Origin of the sequence: Actinosynnema sp. NPDC023658 (assembly GCF_040639995.1) — a bacterium.
Taxonomy (GTDB): Bacteria; Actinomycetota; Actinomycetes; order Mycobacteriales; family Pseudonocardiaceae; genus Actinosynnema.
This window is the reverse complement of record NZ_JBFAAX010000061.1, coordinates 7,253-22,192: the sequence shown is the minus strand read 5'-3', so window position 1 is coordinate 22,192 and position 14,940 is coordinate 7,253. Positions and strand designations below refer to the sequence as shown.

Genomic DNA, 14,940 nt, shown 5'->3' with positions numbered 1-14,940 from the left:
GGGGGGCGCTCCTCGCCCCCGCCGGGGGGGCGGTATTGTCAGTGGGGGGGGGGGGCGTCACGTCCCCGCCCCCCCCACCACGCTCTTCGGTGCCACGTCGGGACGGCGTTCCCGCCAGACAGCGCGTTGTGTTCGATTGACCGCCACGGTCCCACGTTGGTCGTGGCGGGAGAGGTCGATGCAAGCAATGCACGGTGGGTCGGCGAACGGATCGGCGCCGAATCCGGTATTTGCACCTTGGACCTGTCCCGCGTCCGGTTCTGCTCTGCCGCCGGTGTGACGATGTTGTTCGACCTCGGACAGGACGCGGTGGGACGTGGCGACGTGCTCCGCTTGCTGTGCTCGCCGCAGTTGGACCGGATTCTGCGGCTGGACTCGGAAGGCTTGATCGAGGGATTCACCGTCGTCGCGGACGACGATCCGGTCCCCGGCAGCGCGGGGGCCCCGTGAACCGGGTCGACATCACGCGGGACGGGGCGCCTGGGTTCGTGCACGCGGCGTTGATCGTGGACAGCGACCGGACCCTGCGGAAGCGGCTGCTGCCCGCGCTGGACCGGTCGTTGTCGGCCGGCGAGGCGGTGGTGATGACCGTCGGCGCACACCGAGAAGGTGCTGCGAGCCGCCCTCGGCGGACGTGCGGGCGCGGTGGAGTGGAGTGCCCCGGGCGCCTTCTACCAGCGGTTGGGCCTCACTTTCAGCGTCTTCCGCGATCACCTGGCGCAGCGGCACGCGGCCGGGCGGCGGGTGCACGTCGTGGCCGAGCCCGACATCGTCACCAGCGCCGATCCAGAGGCTCCGATCGACCGGGTGGCCGCCTACCTGCCCTACGAGGCGTTGTGCAACCAGGCCTACGCCGCGTTCGACTGCGCCGTCACCTGCCTGTGGGACAGTCGGCGCCATCCCGCCCTGGTCATCGAAGGGGTGCGCGACCTGCACCCGTTCGAGATGACCGCGGCGGGTGTGCGGGCCAACCTCGGGTTCACCGCCACCGCCGACTACCTGGCCGGTCGAAACCTGATCGCGCTGGAACCGCCACCCGCTTCGGTCGACCTGGACCTGGAGCTGGAGTCCATGGGCGAGCTGGCCGGGGTGCGTGCCGCCCTGCGCGGGTGGGCGCGTGGCAGTGGGTTCGCGGTCGAGGCGATCGACGACGTGGTGACCGCCGCGGACGGGATCGTCACCAACGCGGTCGAGCACGGTCGGCCACCGGTCCGGGTACGGGCCTGGCAAGCCGCCGACACACTGGTCGTACAGGTCGACGACACCGGCGCGATCCCGCTGCCCGCCTTCGGCGGCTACAGACCCCCGCCGCTGCGGCAGCGCTGTGGCCGAGGGCTGTGGATCGCACGTCAACTGGCTGACGCCGTGACCACGTGCACCACCGACACCCACACCTGCGTCCGCCTCCACTTCCCGTACGACATCACCCACCGGGTCCCGTCCACGGACCGGTGACCTACGGGCTCGTCGCTCCGCTCGCCACGTACTGGCGAGCCTCTCGGAGGTACGTGCGACCGCTGGGATGACGTCCATGTCCACTTGCCATGCGGTGTCGGTAAGACGCCGGGTCGGCGACCAGGGTGAGCTCCGTCGCGACAGGTTGGCGGATCGGCCAAACGGGTATTTCCGCGCCGTTCAACGTCTTCGGCGGAGAGGGCGTGAGGTGCGTGACGCTGATCGACGGGGACGACGCCGGTCCGGGGGCGCTGGCTCTGGACCTGGCCGACGAGACCCCTCCGCTGGTCCGGGTGCGGCGGTGGGCGGGCTGGGCGTTGTCCGACCTGAGCGACGACGAACTGGGTGACTGCCTGCTCGTGGTGACCGAACTGGTCGCCAACGCCTACGACCACGGCGAAGAGCCGCGACGGGTGCGGTTGCACCGGTGGGCGGAGCCGTGTTCCGTTCGCATCGAGGTCGACGACGGGACACAGGGCGAGGTGGTGCTGGGACACTCCCGGCTGGGGCCCCACCGGGGGCGCGGCATGGTGCTGGTGGCGAACTTGAGCGCCTCCTGGGGAGTCCGGTACCAGGAGCACGGCAAGACGGTGTGGGCGGACGTTCCCTGCGCCGCACCGCCGCCTGCCGGCCAGGCCTGACCGGTGATCAGCGCGGCAGCACCGCGGTGACCGCTTCGTCGACCGCGACGCACACGGTCACCGCGCGGTCGAGTTGGGTGATCTGCATCGGTCGCCGCACCGCGTGGTGTTCGGCCACCACCGCGAGGGGTATCTCCAGCCGCGCCGCGCGCGTTATCGCCTCGGCCAGCAGGTGCAGACCGGTGGAGCCGATGAAGCCCACGCCGGAGAGGTCAACCACCAGGCCGCTCGGCCGGCGGTCGAGCTCGGTGAACAGCTGGGTGCGGACCGGTTCGACGGTGGTGGAGTCGACCTCGCCGGTCACCACCACGACCGGCACACCGCGGTGATGGGTGGTGCGGACTGTTGTGACGTCGGTGGTGTCGAGCATGAGGGGTGCCTCTCTTGGACCCACGAGAATCGGCAACCGAGCTGCCGCTGAAGTCATGTCGCCGCTTCGCGGCGGATCGGCGACGATTCACCACGCTCAACGGTACGTGGTCGCCGGTCCTGCGCACAATCGACCGACGGGGATGTCGCCTGCCCGCCACGTGACGGATGCCCGGCCGGGTAGCGAACACCAGCACGACAGCCCTGGTCTGGAGGTGGCCGACCCCAACCGGGTGCACGGCCTCGTCAACGACGGTCCGCGCCGCCCGGGACTGGGCCGAGCGGGCCGTGCCAGTCGAGGCACACGACCACGGGGTCGTCCACCGGGCCGGAGACGTGACGGTTTCCGGCGAGTTGCTGGAGGATCGCTCGCGGCACTTGGGCGGCCGGTGGCAGGCGGGTGGCGCTGATAGCGCGAGCGAGGGCCTGTTCGCCGTAACGCTCGCCGGTGGCGGAGGCGACGTCGCAGACGCCGTCGCTTGACGAAGATCAGCCGGTCACCGGCTTCCACCTGGAACTCACCCGGATCGGTAGTCGCGCACCCAGGGGGCCGCGCCGAACTGACCGGGGCCCACGCAGTGATCCGGGTTTCCCGCTGCGGTTGCCGGCTTGAGGTGGATACTGCGCCTTCGAGCTGTGTTGGACTGTTGCGAGCTCGCGTTCGTTGATCAGGTCGTGGGTGTCCGCTTCCACCTCGAAGAACGTGTCGGTGACGCGTAACCCGTTCGGTTGAAGTGTTCGCTAGGTGCGGTGCCGGGTGTCCCCTGTGGGGCCTTTTGGCGGAGTTCAGGGGTGGACGCGCTCATCGGTGGCGGGCGCACTTGGCTTCCGCGGAGGAACGATGGCGACTTTGGACAGTGGTGGCGGCACGGAGACGGGCGTGGAACCGGTTACCGGTTGCCGTGAGTCGTTGTTGTTCACGTCGGCACGTGCGGCGGAGTTGTTGGCGGTGCGGGAGTCGTGGCTTCGCCGCAAGGCAGGTCGTCGTGAGATTCCGTGCACCTTCGTCGGCAAGTACTTTCGGTTCTCGGCCGATGATCTGCGTGCGATTGTCACCGGAAGGTCACATCCCGCTCGAGGGTCACGTCCGGCTCGTGGTCGGCGGTCACGGCCGAGGCTCCAGGGGGCAACGGATCGAGCTGCGGACGAAGCGTCGTGCTGTGGTGCGTGGCGGAGGTGATGTCGGTTCGGTGATCGACGGACACTCGGCTTCGGATGGGTGTGGTGGCCACCTACGGGTTGACACCTGTCCTTTAGGGAGCGTCCATGCCTGCTGCGCCCAACGGGTGCGGTTCCGTTGTCGACGAGGAGTCACGGGTATGGCATGGGTGGAGAAGCACGGTTCGGGTTTCCGGGTGCGGTACCGGTCGCCGGACGGCACGTTGGGGTCAGAAACCGGGTTCACCGATCGTTCGGTGGCGGTCGATCGGGCGAGGGACATCGAGTCGGACCAGCGCCGGGGGACGTTCGCGGACCCCTCGGTGGGCAACATCCCGCTGGGGGAGTGGATACCCACGTGGGCGGACGCCCACGACGTGAGCGCGACGACGTGGGCGAAGTACGACTCGCACCTGCGCAACCACGTGCTGCCGCGGTTCGGTGACGTGCCGTTGAAGGAGATCTCACGGATCGCGGTGGAGGGGTGGGTCAAGACGTTGCGGCGGTCGTTGGCCGAGCGGACCGTGGGCGATGTCGTAACGCTGTTGTCGATGTTGCTGGGTGAGGCGGTCGACGAAGGGTTGATCGGGGCGAACCCGTGTCGGCGGTTGCGGGTCAACACCGGTGATCATGACGAGCGGCCTCATGCTTCGGCGTGGCAGGTGCGGGCGATGGCGCAACGGTGTTCATCCGCGGACAGCCTGTTGGTGGTCACAGCGGCGTACACGGGGCTGCGGTGGGGGGAGCTGGCCGGACTGCGGTGGGGTCGGGTGGACCTGGCCCGCGGGGTCATCACGATCGATCCGGACAGGGGGGCGCTGCACGAGGTGGGTGGCAGGTTGGAGCTGGGGCCGCCGAAGTCGAAGGCGGGTGTCCGCACGGTGCACCTGCCGCCGTTCCTGGTCGACCTGCTCACGGAACACTGGGCCGGCCGGATGCAGGAGCACGTCTTCACCGGTCTGGACGGAGGGCTGCTGCGCCGGTCGAACTTCCGGCGGCGGGTCTGGCTGCCCCTCGTCAACGGTGATCCGACCCGAGGGTGGGCACCCGTACACCCTGGTCTGCACTTTCATGACCTACGTCACACGCACAAGACGTGGCTGATTGAGGACGGCGTGCCGGAGATCGTTCAGTGCAAGCGGCTCGGGCACCGGATGGCTGGAGTGCGAGGCACCTACTCACATGTGACACAGGTCATGATCGACGCGATGCTGGACGGTCTGCAGCGGCGGTGGGAGCGTTCGCTGGTCGCCTCCGTTGCCACGAACGGGGTGACCACATACGGTGTCGACGATCACACCAAGATCGTTTGCTCCCAATTTGCTCCCACGACAGCAGAACGGCTCGTAGGTGATGATCACCTACGAGCCGTCTGACCTGCGTATATTCCTGGTGGACGATACTGGGATTGAACCAGTGACCCCTACCGTGTCAAGGTAGTGCTCTCCCGCTGAGCTAATCGTCCGAGGCGGAGACGGGAATCGAACCCGTGTACAGGGCTTTGCAGGCCCTTGCCTAAGCCACTCGGCCACTCCGCCAAGATTCCTGAAGGCTAGCACCCAGGAGTCTGGCCTGAGCCCAAGGGGCCCTCTGCCGAGCGGATGACGAGACTCGAACTCGCGACCCTCACCTTGGCAAGGTGATGCGCTACCAACTGCGCTACATCCGCATGCTCCGTGGATTTCTCCGGAACTTTTCCCTTTTGGGGCTTGTCGTTCCGGTCTTCCCCGGTGCGAGAGGAACTTTATTACATGCACCGCAGCGGGATCAAATCGGGGGTCCCTTGACCGCCTCGCAGGCCCGCTACCTGCACTTTTACGTCAGGTCGTTGGAGATCAGGTGGGTCAGGGCCTCGTCGACGTCGACCCACAGGTGCTCGTTCCCGGGCACCACGACGTCGTACGTCCGGTCGAGGAAGTCGGCCAGTTCCTGCGCCGAGGCCTCGAACATGGCGTGGCCGGACGGCGAGCTGAGTTCGATCACCACGACTTCGGGGTCGTCGGCGGCCGGGCGGATCCGGACGTCGCCGTCCCCCGCGTCGGCGATCAGGCCGTCGGCGAGGAGGTCGCGGGCGAACACCCACTCCACCCATCCGGCACGGCCGGTGCGGAACGCGGCGACTACCGCGTACGGATCTTTCGTGTCATAACGAAGCTCCACCTGCACCGGGACGGCGGGGGTCCTCGGTGCCAGCAGGTCGAAGACCGCTGTAGAGCGGAGTGTCACGTGGTCGTTGCGCATCGTCGTTACCCTCTTCTCCCTTCCCGGCCAATGGAACGACCGAGCTCTCTACTTGTGACGTATATGTGGCGAGGAACGCTCGACTCCGGGTGGTTTATCACCCGATTGGGGCTATGTCACTCCGCAGGGCGACCACCTCGATGCGTTCCGTGTCCACGGGGCCAGGCTCCTCCCATCTTGCTGGGTTTAACCTGAACCCGGTACCGGCTGTTGCGCGAATGTTGGACGTGAGGACCTCTCTGGTGGCTGACTCACCCCCGCCGCGACTCGAGCCCGACCCGCGCCCCACCGACGTGGAGCTCGCCGCACGGGTGACGGCGGGCGATCGCACGGCGTTCGGTGCACTGTACGACCGCTACGGAAAACCGGCGTACTCCCTGGCCCGGCGGATCTGCGTCGACCCGGACCTGGCCGAGGACGTCGTCCAGGAGGCCTTCCTGGCCTTGTGGCGCAATCCGGCGGCCTACGACCGTTCACGTGGCAGCTTCGGCACGTGGCTGATGACCGTGGTGCACCACCGCGCGGTCGACGCGGTGCGCCGGGAGAGCACCCAGCGTAGACGAAACGTGCCGCTGACCGACGAGGTCTCGGAGCGCAACACCCCGCCCGCGGCCGGTGCCGATCACGCGGCGTTGACCGGCGTCGTGGGCGCCGAGGTGCGGGAAGCGCTGCAACGCCTGCCCGAGGACCAGCGCCAGGTGATCGCGCTGGCCTACCTGGGCGGGTACACGCAGATCGAGGTCGCGGCGTTGACCGGCATACCCCTGGGCACGGTGAAGTCGCGCACGTTCGCCGCGATCCGGAGGCTGCGAACGGCCCTGCACTCGGCATGGGTGGGGGAGACCGGCGGCGACGCGCCGGACAGGACGACGGGAGCACAGCGGTGACCGGGGAGCAGAGGGACGACCGGTGCCCTCACGAGGAGCTCGCGGTCGGGTTCGCGATGCACGCGCTCGAACCGGACGAGGAGGCGCGGATGGGCGCCCACCTGCCGGGGTGCGCGCGGTGCCGGGAAGCGGTCCGCGCCACGCAGGAGGTGACTGCCGCGCTGGGCGGGTCGGTTCGCCAGTACGACCCGCCCGAGCGGTTGCGGACGCGGCTGATGGCCGCGATCGAGGTCACACCGCAGGTGCCCGTGGCCGAGGAGCGGGTGGCCGAACCGGTCCCGCTGGAGCCGCGGCGGGCTCGTCGGACCGGCGGGTGGGGTCGCAAGCTGCTCGCGGCCGCGGCGGTGCTCGTCGTGCTGGCCGGGATCGGAGTCGCGGTCGTGCGGTTCGACCGGTTGAGCGACCAGGTCGCGCAGCAGGACGCGCGAACCGAGCAGCTCGAGCGCGCGCTGCAGCTCGCGGCCGACCCGCAGGCCAAGCGGGCCGTGCTGCACGACCAGTCCGGGGACGCGCTGGCCGTGCTGCTGTCCGGTGACGACTCCGCCGCGGTCATGCCGATGAAGCTGCCGTCCAACGACGCCTCGCGGCAGGTCTACGTGGTGTGGGGGACCAGCACGCCGGATCCTGTGGCGTTGGCCACGTTCGACGTCACGTCGGGAGGTTCGGACGTGCGGCTGCTGGCCTGGTCGCCGGACGCCCACCGGCACAACGGCTTCGGGATCTCGCTGGAACAGGGGCGTTCGGCGCCCGCGAAGCCGTCGACCGTCCTGGCACTCGGCCAGGTCGACCCCGCGTGAGCCACGAATGAGCGATGATGTGCGCATGACCGCAGAGCAGCGCGAGGACACCGACGAGGACGCGGGGTTCCGCCAACGGATCCGCCGCAACCCCGCGCTGAACTTGAGCTACCGCATCGGTGTCGGCGTGGTCGGCGGCTTGGTGCTGGTCGGCGGCGTGGTGCTGATCCCGTACCCCGGACCGGGCTGGCTCGTCGTCTTCGCCGGTCTGGCGATCCTGGCGACGGAGTTCGAGTGGGCCGGCCGGGTGCTCGGGTTCGTCAAGCGCTACTACGACGCGTGGGTCGCGTGGCTGAAGCGGCAGAACCTCTTGGTCAAGGGGCTCGTGCTGGCGGGGACGGGCCTCGTCGTGCTCGCGACGTGCTGGCTGCTCGGCGTGTTCGCGCTGGTAGGTGGCTGGTTCGGGCTCGACTGGGCCTGGTTGGAGAGCCCGATTTTTGGTTCGCGGGGATGATGTTGTAAGCTATGGCCACACCGCGAGAGCGGGAGTGAGAACCGAATAAGGGCGTTTAGCTCAGCGGGAGAGCGCTTCGTTCACACCGAAGAGGTCACTGGTTCGATCCCAGTATCGCCCACAGTGGGTTTTGCCTGGTCAACGGCTCGTAGACGATCTTCGTCTGCGGGCCGTTGATCGTTCGTGGGAGCAAAATGGGAGCAAAAGATCTTGACCACCTTTGCTGCTCCGAAGAGGTCACGGGGTTCTGCTCCCATATTGCTCCCACCGGGCTTGGAGTCCGGCGAGCATGGCGTCGATCATCGGGCGGGTGACGTGGGAGTAGACGCCCATGACGCCGCGGAACTTGTGCCCGATCCTCTTGTGCTGCAGGACCTCGGGTACGCCGTCCTCGATGAGCCAGGTCTTGTGGGTGTGGCGCAGGTCGTGGAAGTGCATGTGCGGCTTGATCGGCGCCCATCCCAGGGTCGAGTCGCCTCGCACGGCGGGTAGCCAGACCCGTTGGCGGAAGTTGGAGCGTCGGTGCAGTCCGCCGTCCTGTCCGGTGAACACGAACCGCGCCACCGGCTTCTCGCAGCGCAGCTCGGCGAGCAGTTCGGCGAGGAACTTGGGCAGGTGCACGGTGCGGACGCTGGCGGGGGTCTTGGGCGGGCCGAGGTGGAGCTTGCCGTGCAGTTCGTGCAGCGCGCCCTCTTGGGCGTCGACGTGGATCTCCTGCTTGTCCAGGTCGACCCGCGTCCACTGCAGTCCGGCCAGTTCACCCCAGCGCATGCCGGTGTACGCGGCTGTGACGATCAGGACGCCGTTGCGGGCCGATGCGCGTTCGGCCAGCGCGGTCACTTCGTCGGGGTCGGCGTGCGGCCGTTCGGGTTGGTCACCGGAGTTGAGCCGCAGCCGCCGGCACGGGTTGGACCCGATCAGCCCTTCGTCGACTGCCTCGCCGAGGATCATCGACAGCAACCCGACCACGTCGGCGACGCTGCGCTCGCTCAACGACCGCCGCAACGTCTTGGCCCACGCCTTGATCACCAACCGGGACAGCTCGCCCAGCTCGGTCGTGGCGAAGCGGGGCAGGATGTGGTTGCGCAGATGCGAGTCATAGGTGGCGGCGGTGACACCGCTGACGTCGTGGGCCTCGACCCACCGCGCCACCCACTCACCGACCGGCATCTGCGCCAACCTCGGGTCCACCACCCGGCCCCGTCGGTGATCGGACTCCACGTCCGCCGCCCGGTCATCGGCCTCACGCTTGGTCGCGAACCCCTTCTCCGAGACCAGTGCGCCGTCGGGCAACCGGTAGCGCACACGGAACCCGTCACCGTGCTTCTCGACCCATGCCATCGAAAACCTGCCTTCCGTTGACTTTGTGTGTCCGTCCGGGATCGGACGGACACACAGCAGTGACGCTCCATACCGGCCAGAGGGCAATACATCTGTGTTCAGCGGCGCCGAAAACCACCCGACCGCGCCGAGGGCCTGCCCGCGTCTCCGCGTGCGGTGCGGGCGCCGTCCCGGACGATCGCCAGCAGGTCGGCGTCGGAGAACCGCAGATGCTTGCCCAGGAACGTGCAGGGGATCTCCCGCCGTCCGGCCATGCGACGCAACCACGACTCGCGCACCGACAACACGCGCGCCGCCTGCGCCGGGGTGTGCAACAGCCGCAGACCATCCCCGTGCTCCACGGGGTCCGGAGCGATCTGGTCGAGGTCGACCGCTGCTTGTCCGTCGGCGCGGTTGACGGCGTGATCGTCCGCCCGGCCGGGAATGTCGTTGACCATGGGAGCCTCCACAGTGGGGGAGTGGTGTCGCGGCGCGACACCTTCAGCACCCCTGAACTCCGCAAAAAGCCGTCCGAAGGGACACGCCCGCCCGGAACTTCCTCAACTTGACCGATCTGGAAACGTCGACGGAGGCTCTGACGACGACCCCGCTACTGGGGGTCAAGGGGTCGCAGGTTCAAATCCTGTCGTCCCGACGGTCTGAAGAAGCCCGCTCGATCTGGATTAAAGCCCAGGTCAGCGGGCTTCTTCGCGCGTTTGATTTGATCTTGAAGCGACCATCCACAGTGGTCTGTACTGGTTGGTAACCGCGCGTTTGGGAGGAATTTGGGAGGATCGGTTTGCGCAGGGCCAAATGGGGTCGCGTTGGCTAAAGCGAATCGTGTCCTCCATCCGGGTGTTCTTCCTGGCAGTGGTCGACGCGCGCAGCGCGTTGTCCACTGCGGCTGCTTTGGCTAGCCAGGTTGTCGGCGCGGGAGAAGTCGTGGTCGACCACGATGATCACCCGTCCGAGTCTCCAGTGCCGCATGTCGTCCTTGACCTCGGCCAGGACCTGCTGGTCGTTGTTGCCGGGCCAACACCACACCCGTACCGGGATGCCGTCCTTCGTCACGGCCGCAGCGTACGCAACGGAGCCCGACTGGCTTCCACAAGATCCTTTCTCTACCTCGCGTGCAGGGTGTCCGGCCGACCCGATCGAGTTGATCGACCGCCCGCGTGATCCCGGGCCGTCGCCGGTGGCGGTGTCCGTGTGTTGCGTCGATCGGTGGGCATTCGGATGGGATGATCGGTGACTCGTCGAAGGAGTCGACTTGGCAGAGAGCCGCCACAAGTATCTGTACGAGCGTCTGGGCGACCATGACTTCCAGTTGTTGGTCGGCGCGCTGTTGACTGCTCGGTTCGAAGGTTTCGTCCCACTGGCGTTGCGGCAGTCCGACGGTGGCAGGGACGGTCTGGTGAGGAACGCCCCGGAGGGGAGCGCACCCGCAGAGTGGCTCGTCTACCAGGTGAAGTGGTCGGCCGACGGTCGGCACAAGGATCCGGTCGCGTGGCTCGGTGCGATGGTGGCCAAGGAAGCGACGAACCTTCGTCGTCTCGCCGCGCAGGGTGTGCGACGGTATGCGTTGGTGACGAACGTGCCAAGCACCGCGAAGCCGGGACAGGGGACATTCGACCAGCTCAACTCGGAACTCGACCGGTTCGCGAAGGAGTTCGGGTTCGAACAGATGACCGCGTTGTGGCGCGAGGCGATCGACGGCATGGTCGACAACGCCCCGACCGAGATCAAGTGGCAGTACGCGGACATGCTGGCGGGCTGGGACCTCATCCGGTACCTCATCAGCGACGAGGCTGCGGCACGCGCGGAGAGTGGGCTTCGTGCCTTGGTGCGCAAGGTCGCGGCGACGCAATGGGACGACGACGAGCGTGTCAAGTTCAGCCAGGTGGACATCGACCGCGAGAAGGTCGCCGACCTGTTTGTCGACGTCACCGCAGACCGGCTTCTGCGGACCGCAGGGCGCAGCCGCGTCCAGGACGCGGAACCGGTGGGAGGCGCCGCTGCCCACCTGTTGAGTAGATCGGCTCGTCGGTGCGTGCTAGTCCGCGGTGCTCCAGGACAGGGCAAGTCGACCCTGTCGCAGTATGTCTCGCAGGCGTACCGCGCAGCGTTCGTTCCCGCCCTGCAGCGTCCTGACGGCTTGCCGTCGGTCGACCTCCCATTGTTCCCCTTGCGCGCCGACCTCAGCGACTACGCGAGGTGGCTGTCGGGTACCGATGTGTGGGACAGGGACGCTAGGACGTCGACGAGGACCGTGCGGCGACTAGCGTCGCAGTCCACTGTCGAGTGTTTCCTCGCCGATCTCATGACCTACGCCAGCGGCGGGATCGAGGTCACGCCGCAGCTCGTCCAGGACCTGTTGGAGCGCGTGCCGACGATCATCGTCCTTGACGGCATCGACGAAGTCGGACGGCTGGCGACGCGTAAGAAGGTCGTCGAGGCGATCGAGCAGTTCTGTCGCCGGGGAAAGGCTTACACGACCCCTCCTCGCGTGGTCGTCACAACAAGGCCCAGCACCGAAGCGCTCCCGGAGCCCTCACCAGAGATGTTCGATCTGCTCGTACTCAACCCACTCGATCGCGGACAACGGGACGATTACCTGCGCAAGTGGTGCGAGGTTCGAGGGATACGCGGGAGCGAGGGTAAGGCGCTGCGGAGCAGCTTTCGGGACAAGAGCAAGGAACCCTACATCGGCGAACTCGCTGGCAACCCGATGCAGCTGACGATCCTGCTCGATCTGCTTCACAAGCACGGTGAGGCCACGCCCACCCAGCGCACCGAACTCTACGACTCCTACGTGGACCTGCTGTTGGCGCGCGAGGCCAACAAGCACCCGGACTCGGTCCGTAAGCACCAGAAGCAGTTGCGTGAGATCGTGCCGTTCCTCGGCTGGTACCTCCAGGCCCGTAGCGAAGCCTCGACCGTGAACGCACGGATGTCGGTGGCCGACCTGAAGGCCACCATCCGGCACTTCCAGCGGGCCTACGGCAAGCAGGAAACGGTCGTGGACGAGCTGTTTGAGGCCGCCAGCCTCCGACTCTGGGCACTGACCAGCAAACTCGAAGGAACCTTTGAGTTCGAGGTGAAGCGCTCCGGCATTGATGGAGACTCGATTAGTTGATCGCTCCAGCCGGGGTTGGCTGGTGCTCACGGTAGTAGACGGCCTCGTGCTCGACGGGCGGGACGTGGCCGATCTTCCCGTGGAGCCGCCGGTTGTTGTACCAGTCGACGTACTCCAATGTGGCGTATTCGACCTGGTCGCGGGTGTGCCAGGGGCCTTGTTTGTTGATCAGTTCGGTCTTGTAGAGGCCGATCGTGGACTCGGCCAGGGCGTTGTCGTAGGCGTCGCCGACCGAGCCGATCGAGGCGTCGACACCGGTGGCTGCCAGGTGGTCGGTGAAGCTGATCGAGGTGTACTGGCTGCCCGCGTCGGAGTGGTGGACCAGGCCGGGGCCTGCGGGGCGGCTGGCGTGGTCGCGGGTCCACAAGGCCATTTCCAGCGCGTCGAGCACCAGGTCGGTCCGCATCCGGGTGTCGGCCTTCCAGCCCACGATCCGGCGGGAGAACACGTCGATCACGAACGCGACGTAGACGGTGCCCGACCGGGTGGCCACGTAGGTGAAGTCGGCCACCCACAAGGCATTCGGGCGTTCGGCGGTGAACCTCCGATTGACCAGGTCACCGGCGCGCACGCCGTCCGCGGCGGGAACGGTGGTGCGCTTGGCCCTGCCGCGGACGGCGCCGGTGATGCCCAACTCACGCATCAGCCGCTCGACCGTGCACCTGGCCACACCGATTCCCTTGCGGTGCAGGGCCTGCCATACCTTCCGCGCCCCGTAGACTTCGTAGTTGTCCTTCCACACGTTCGTGATCTCGACCGACAGCCACTCGTCACGGCGAGCCCGCACCGACGGCGGACGCGACTTGGACGCGTAGTAACTGCTCGGGGCGATCGCGACTCCCGCCTGGCGCAGGACGGCGCAGATCGGCTCGACCCCGAATCGATCCCTGTGCGCGTCGATGTAGGCGATCACCTGGTGTGTGGGCGGTCGAGCTCCGCCGCGAAGAAACTGGCCGCGGACTTCAGGATCTCGTTGGCCCGCTTGAGTTCCGCGTTCTCGCGCCGCAATCGTTTGAGCTCCGCCGCCTCGTCCGTCGTGGTCCCCGGACGTTGTCCGTCGTCGACCTCGGTCTGACGCACCCAGTTGCGCAGCGTCTCGCCGGACACCCCGAACTTCTCCGCGATCGAACAGATCGCCGCCCACTCCGACCGGTATTCGTCCCGGTGCTCCCGGACCAGACGCACCGCGCGCTCCCGCACCTCGACCGGGTGCCGTGAAGGTCGTGCCATGACTCCATCCTCTCAAGGAATGAAGCCTCCACCACAACCGGAGCGCCTCACCGCGTGCGGCGGCGTGGATCCGTACGATGAGGTCTGTCAGCCAGGCTTGCCGCATCGTCCGCCCCGACGGGGCCCGGTTCCTCCAGGCGTGGAACCCTGTCAGATGTCAGAAGTCAGCCACGTAGTCTGACCTGCGGTTAGGCTACTAAGGGTTCGTACTCGTTGATCAGGCCGCCGAGGACTGGTCGGCGACGTATCGAGGTACAGCCCGGATCTGCGATCGGGTAGTCCGGTCGTGGTGGTGCAGGTTGCTGAGCTCGGTGTGGTCTGCGGTGGTTGTAGTGGATCGCGTAGCGGTTCAGCACCGCCCGCAGGTGGTGTTCGTTGAGGATGAGCAGCGGCCGGTGACTTCGCGTCGGACGATCCCGACGAACCGCTCGGCGTTAGTGTTGGCTCGTGGACACCGTGCTGGAGTCTTAGCTTGACTCTGTCGGTGATCTTGGAACGGTCGGTGTGTCGTGGAGGGTGACCGGTAGGTAACAGCGAGGCTTCCGGGGTCGGTGAAGTCGCAATGCTCCCTGAGGTGGTCGGATGTCGTTACCGGTTGGTCCCAGGCCTGTGATGGAGGTTCCGGAGCTCACCGCGCGGATGGCGCGAGCCAGTAATCCCGGTGGTACGACGGCGATGTGGGTGCGTGACCACCTCGAGGGTCTGTGGAGGGACGAGGACTTCGCCGACTGCTACTCGCGTAACGGGCGCCCTGGGCTCTCGCCCGCCCAGTTGGCCACGGTGAGCGTGCTGCAGTTCCTGCCGGGCCTGTCCGACCGCGGCGCCGCCGAGGCCGTGCGCTGTCGCATCGACTTCAAGTACCCCCTTGGTCTGGAGCTGGACGATCCCGGCTTCCACCACAGCGTGCTCGGCGACTTCCGTGACCGCCTCCTGCGGGCCGGCCGGGCTGACCACCTGCTCGATGTCGCCCTGGCCCGTCTGAAAGACGCCGGACTGGTCCGCGAGCGCACCACCCAGCGCACCGACTCCACCCACGTCCTGGCCGCCGTGCGCGACCTGACCCGCCTCGAACTGGTGACAGAGGCGGTGCGTGCGGCCCTGGAGGAACTCGCCCGCGTCGCCGATCATGCGCTGCACGGCCTGGTAGAGGAAGACTGGGGTCGCCGCTACGGCCGCCCCGTGCGCTTGGGCAAGAACCCGACCCGGCCCAAGACCAGGATCAACGCCACCGGGGCGGACGGCCACCGCCTGC

At 67.5% G+C, this 14,940-nt stretch carries 15 protein-coding genes, 4 tRNA genes and 1 other annotated feature; of the genes, 10 read left to right on the top strand and 9 right to left on the bottom strand.

What is annotated here, in order from left to right:
- The first annotated feature begins 162 nt into the window (after positions 1–162).
- From AB0G02_RS10770 to AB0G02_RS10760, 3 genes are all read left to right on the top strand, one after another.
- The gene (locus AB0G02_RS10770; protein WP_360792393.1) at positions 163–450 is read left to right on the top strand and encodes a hypothetical protein; all 288 of its coding nucleotides are present in this window, start codon (positions 163–165) and stop codon (positions 448–450) included.
- 159 nt (positions 451–609) lie between these two features.
- Positions 610–1,455 carry an ATP-binding protein gene (locus tag AB0G02_RS10765; protein WP_360792391.1) on the top strand — a complete coding sequence of 282 codons (846 nt, stop codon included), beginning with the start codon at positions 610–612 and terminating at the stop codon, positions 1,453–1,455.
- 212 nt (positions 1,456–1,667) lie between these two features.
- Positions 1,668–2,096 (top strand): ATP-binding protein, encoded by a 429-nt coding sequence (locus AB0G02_RS10760; protein ID WP_360792389.1) that lies wholly within the window; start codon positions 1,668–1,670, stop codon positions 2,094–2,096.
- A 7-nt stretch (positions 2,097–2,103) separates the two neighbouring features.
- On the opposite strand, the gene AB0G02_RS10755 is transcribed toward AB0G02_RS10760, so the two are convergent.
- Positions 2,104–2,466 carry an STAS domain-containing protein gene (locus AB0G02_RS10755; RefSeq protein WP_360792387.1) on the bottom strand — a complete coding sequence of 121 codons (363 nt, stop codon included), beginning with the start codon at positions 2,464–2,466 and terminating at the stop codon, positions 2,104–2,106.
- 1,318 nt (positions 2,467–3,784) lie between these two features.
- Between AB0G02_RS10755 and AB0G02_RS10750 the strand changes: the two genes are divergently transcribed.
- On the top strand, positions 3,785–4,999 hold the full coding sequence (locus tag AB0G02_RS10750) for a site-specific integrase (RefSeq protein ID WP_360792385.1): 1,215 nt from the start codon (positions 3,785–3,787) through the stop codon (positions 4,997–4,999).
- A gap of 14 nt (positions 5,000–5,013) precedes the next feature.
- On the opposite strand, the gene AB0G02_RS10745 is transcribed toward AB0G02_RS10750, so the two are convergent.
- The 4 genes from AB0G02_RS10745 to AB0G02_RS10730 form a co-directional block, all read right to left on the bottom strand.
- Positions 5,014–5,088, bottom strand: a tRNA-Val gene (locus AB0G02_RS10745).
- A 1-nt stretch (position 5,089) separates the two neighbouring features.
- A tRNA-Cys gene (locus AB0G02_RS10740) sits at positions 5,090–5,161 on the bottom strand.
- Between the two features lie 58 nt (positions 5,162–5,219).
- Positions 5,220–5,292, bottom strand: a tRNA-Gly gene (locus AB0G02_RS10735).
- A 146-nt stretch (positions 5,293–5,438) separates the two neighbouring features.
- The gene (locus AB0G02_RS10730; RefSeq protein WP_073893954.1) at positions 5,439–5,864 is read right to left on the bottom strand and encodes an SsgA family sporulation/cell division regulator; all 426 of its coding nucleotides are present in this window, start codon (positions 5,862–5,864) and stop codon (positions 5,439–5,441) included.
- A gap of 242 nt (positions 5,865–6,106) precedes the next feature.
- Between AB0G02_RS10730 and AB0G02_RS10725 the strand changes: the two genes are divergently transcribed.
- From AB0G02_RS10725 to AB0G02_RS10710, 4 genes are all read left to right on the top strand, one after another.
- On the top strand, positions 6,107–6,751 hold the full coding sequence (locus AB0G02_RS10725; RefSeq protein ID WP_360792383.1) for a sigma-70 family RNA polymerase sigma factor: 645 nt from the start codon (positions 6,107–6,109) through the stop codon (positions 6,749–6,751).
- Positions 6,748–7,548: an anti-sigma factor gene (locus AB0G02_RS10720; RefSeq protein ID WP_360792381.1), complete on the top strand. Its 801-nt coding sequence runs from the start codon at positions 6,748–6,750 to the stop codon at positions 7,546–7,548. The genes AB0G02_RS10725 and AB0G02_RS10720 overlap by 4 nt, the downstream gene beginning before the upstream one ends.
- A gap of 25 nt (positions 7,549–7,573) precedes the next feature.
- Complete coding sequence (locus AB0G02_RS10715; protein ID WP_360792379.1) at positions 7,574–8,002, top strand: TIGR02611 family protein; 429 nt, start codon at positions 7,574–7,576, stop codon at positions 8,000–8,002.
- Between the two features lie 49 nt (positions 8,003–8,051).
- Positions 8,052–8,123: transfer RNA gene (locus tag AB0G02_RS10710), tRNA-Val, on the top strand.
- Between the two features lie 116 nt (positions 8,124–8,239).
- On the opposite strand, the gene AB0G02_RS10705 is transcribed toward AB0G02_RS10710, so the two are convergent.
- From AB0G02_RS10705 to AB0G02_RS10695, 3 genes are all read right to left on the bottom strand, one after another.
- Positions 8,240–9,343: a tyrosine-type recombinase/integrase gene (locus AB0G02_RS10705; RefSeq protein WP_360792377.1), complete on the bottom strand. Its 1,104-nt coding sequence runs from the start codon at positions 9,341–9,343 to the stop codon at positions 8,240–8,242.
- A gap of 98 nt (positions 9,344–9,441) precedes the next feature.
- The gene (locus AB0G02_RS10700) at positions 9,442–9,780 is read right to left on the bottom strand and encodes a helix-turn-helix domain-containing protein (protein ID WP_360792375.1); all 339 of its coding nucleotides are present in this window, start codon (positions 9,778–9,780) and stop codon (positions 9,442–9,444) included.
- Positions 9,781–10,150: 370 nt separating this feature from the next.
- Positions 10,151–10,393: a hypothetical protein gene (locus AB0G02_RS10695; protein WP_360792373.1), complete on the bottom strand. Its 243-nt coding sequence runs from the start codon at positions 10,391–10,393 to the stop codon at positions 10,151–10,153.
- 199 nt (positions 10,394–10,592) lie between these two features.
- Here AB0G02_RS10695 and AB0G02_RS10690 point away from each other — a divergent pair, with 199 nt between their 5' ends.
- A complete protein-coding gene (locus AB0G02_RS10690) occupies positions 10,593–12,458 on the top strand; it encodes a hypothetical protein (RefSeq protein WP_360792372.1) in 1,866 nt (621 codons plus the stop codon).
- Here AB0G02_RS10690 and AB0G02_RS10685 read toward each other — a convergent pair.
- Positions 12,451–13,688, bottom strand: a protein-coding gene (locus AB0G02_RS10685; protein ID WP_360792370.1) for an IS3 family transposase whose coding sequence is annotated in 2 segments (ribosomal slippage) — positions 12,451–13,409 and positions 13,409–13,688 — 1,239 coding nt in all. Because the reading frame shifts where the segments join, the coding sequence is not laid out codon by codon here. The genes AB0G02_RS10690 and AB0G02_RS10685 overlap by 8 nt on opposite strands.
- Positions 13,282–13,413: a sequence feature (AL1L pseudoknot), on the bottom strand. It overlaps the preceding gene by 132 nt.
- Positions 13,689–14,474: 786 nt before the next feature.
- Between AB0G02_RS10685 and AB0G02_RS10680 the strand changes: the two genes are divergently transcribed.
- The coding region (locus AB0G02_RS10680; protein WP_360792368.1) for a transposase at positions 14,475–14,940 on the top strand (466 nt) is incomplete at its 3' end.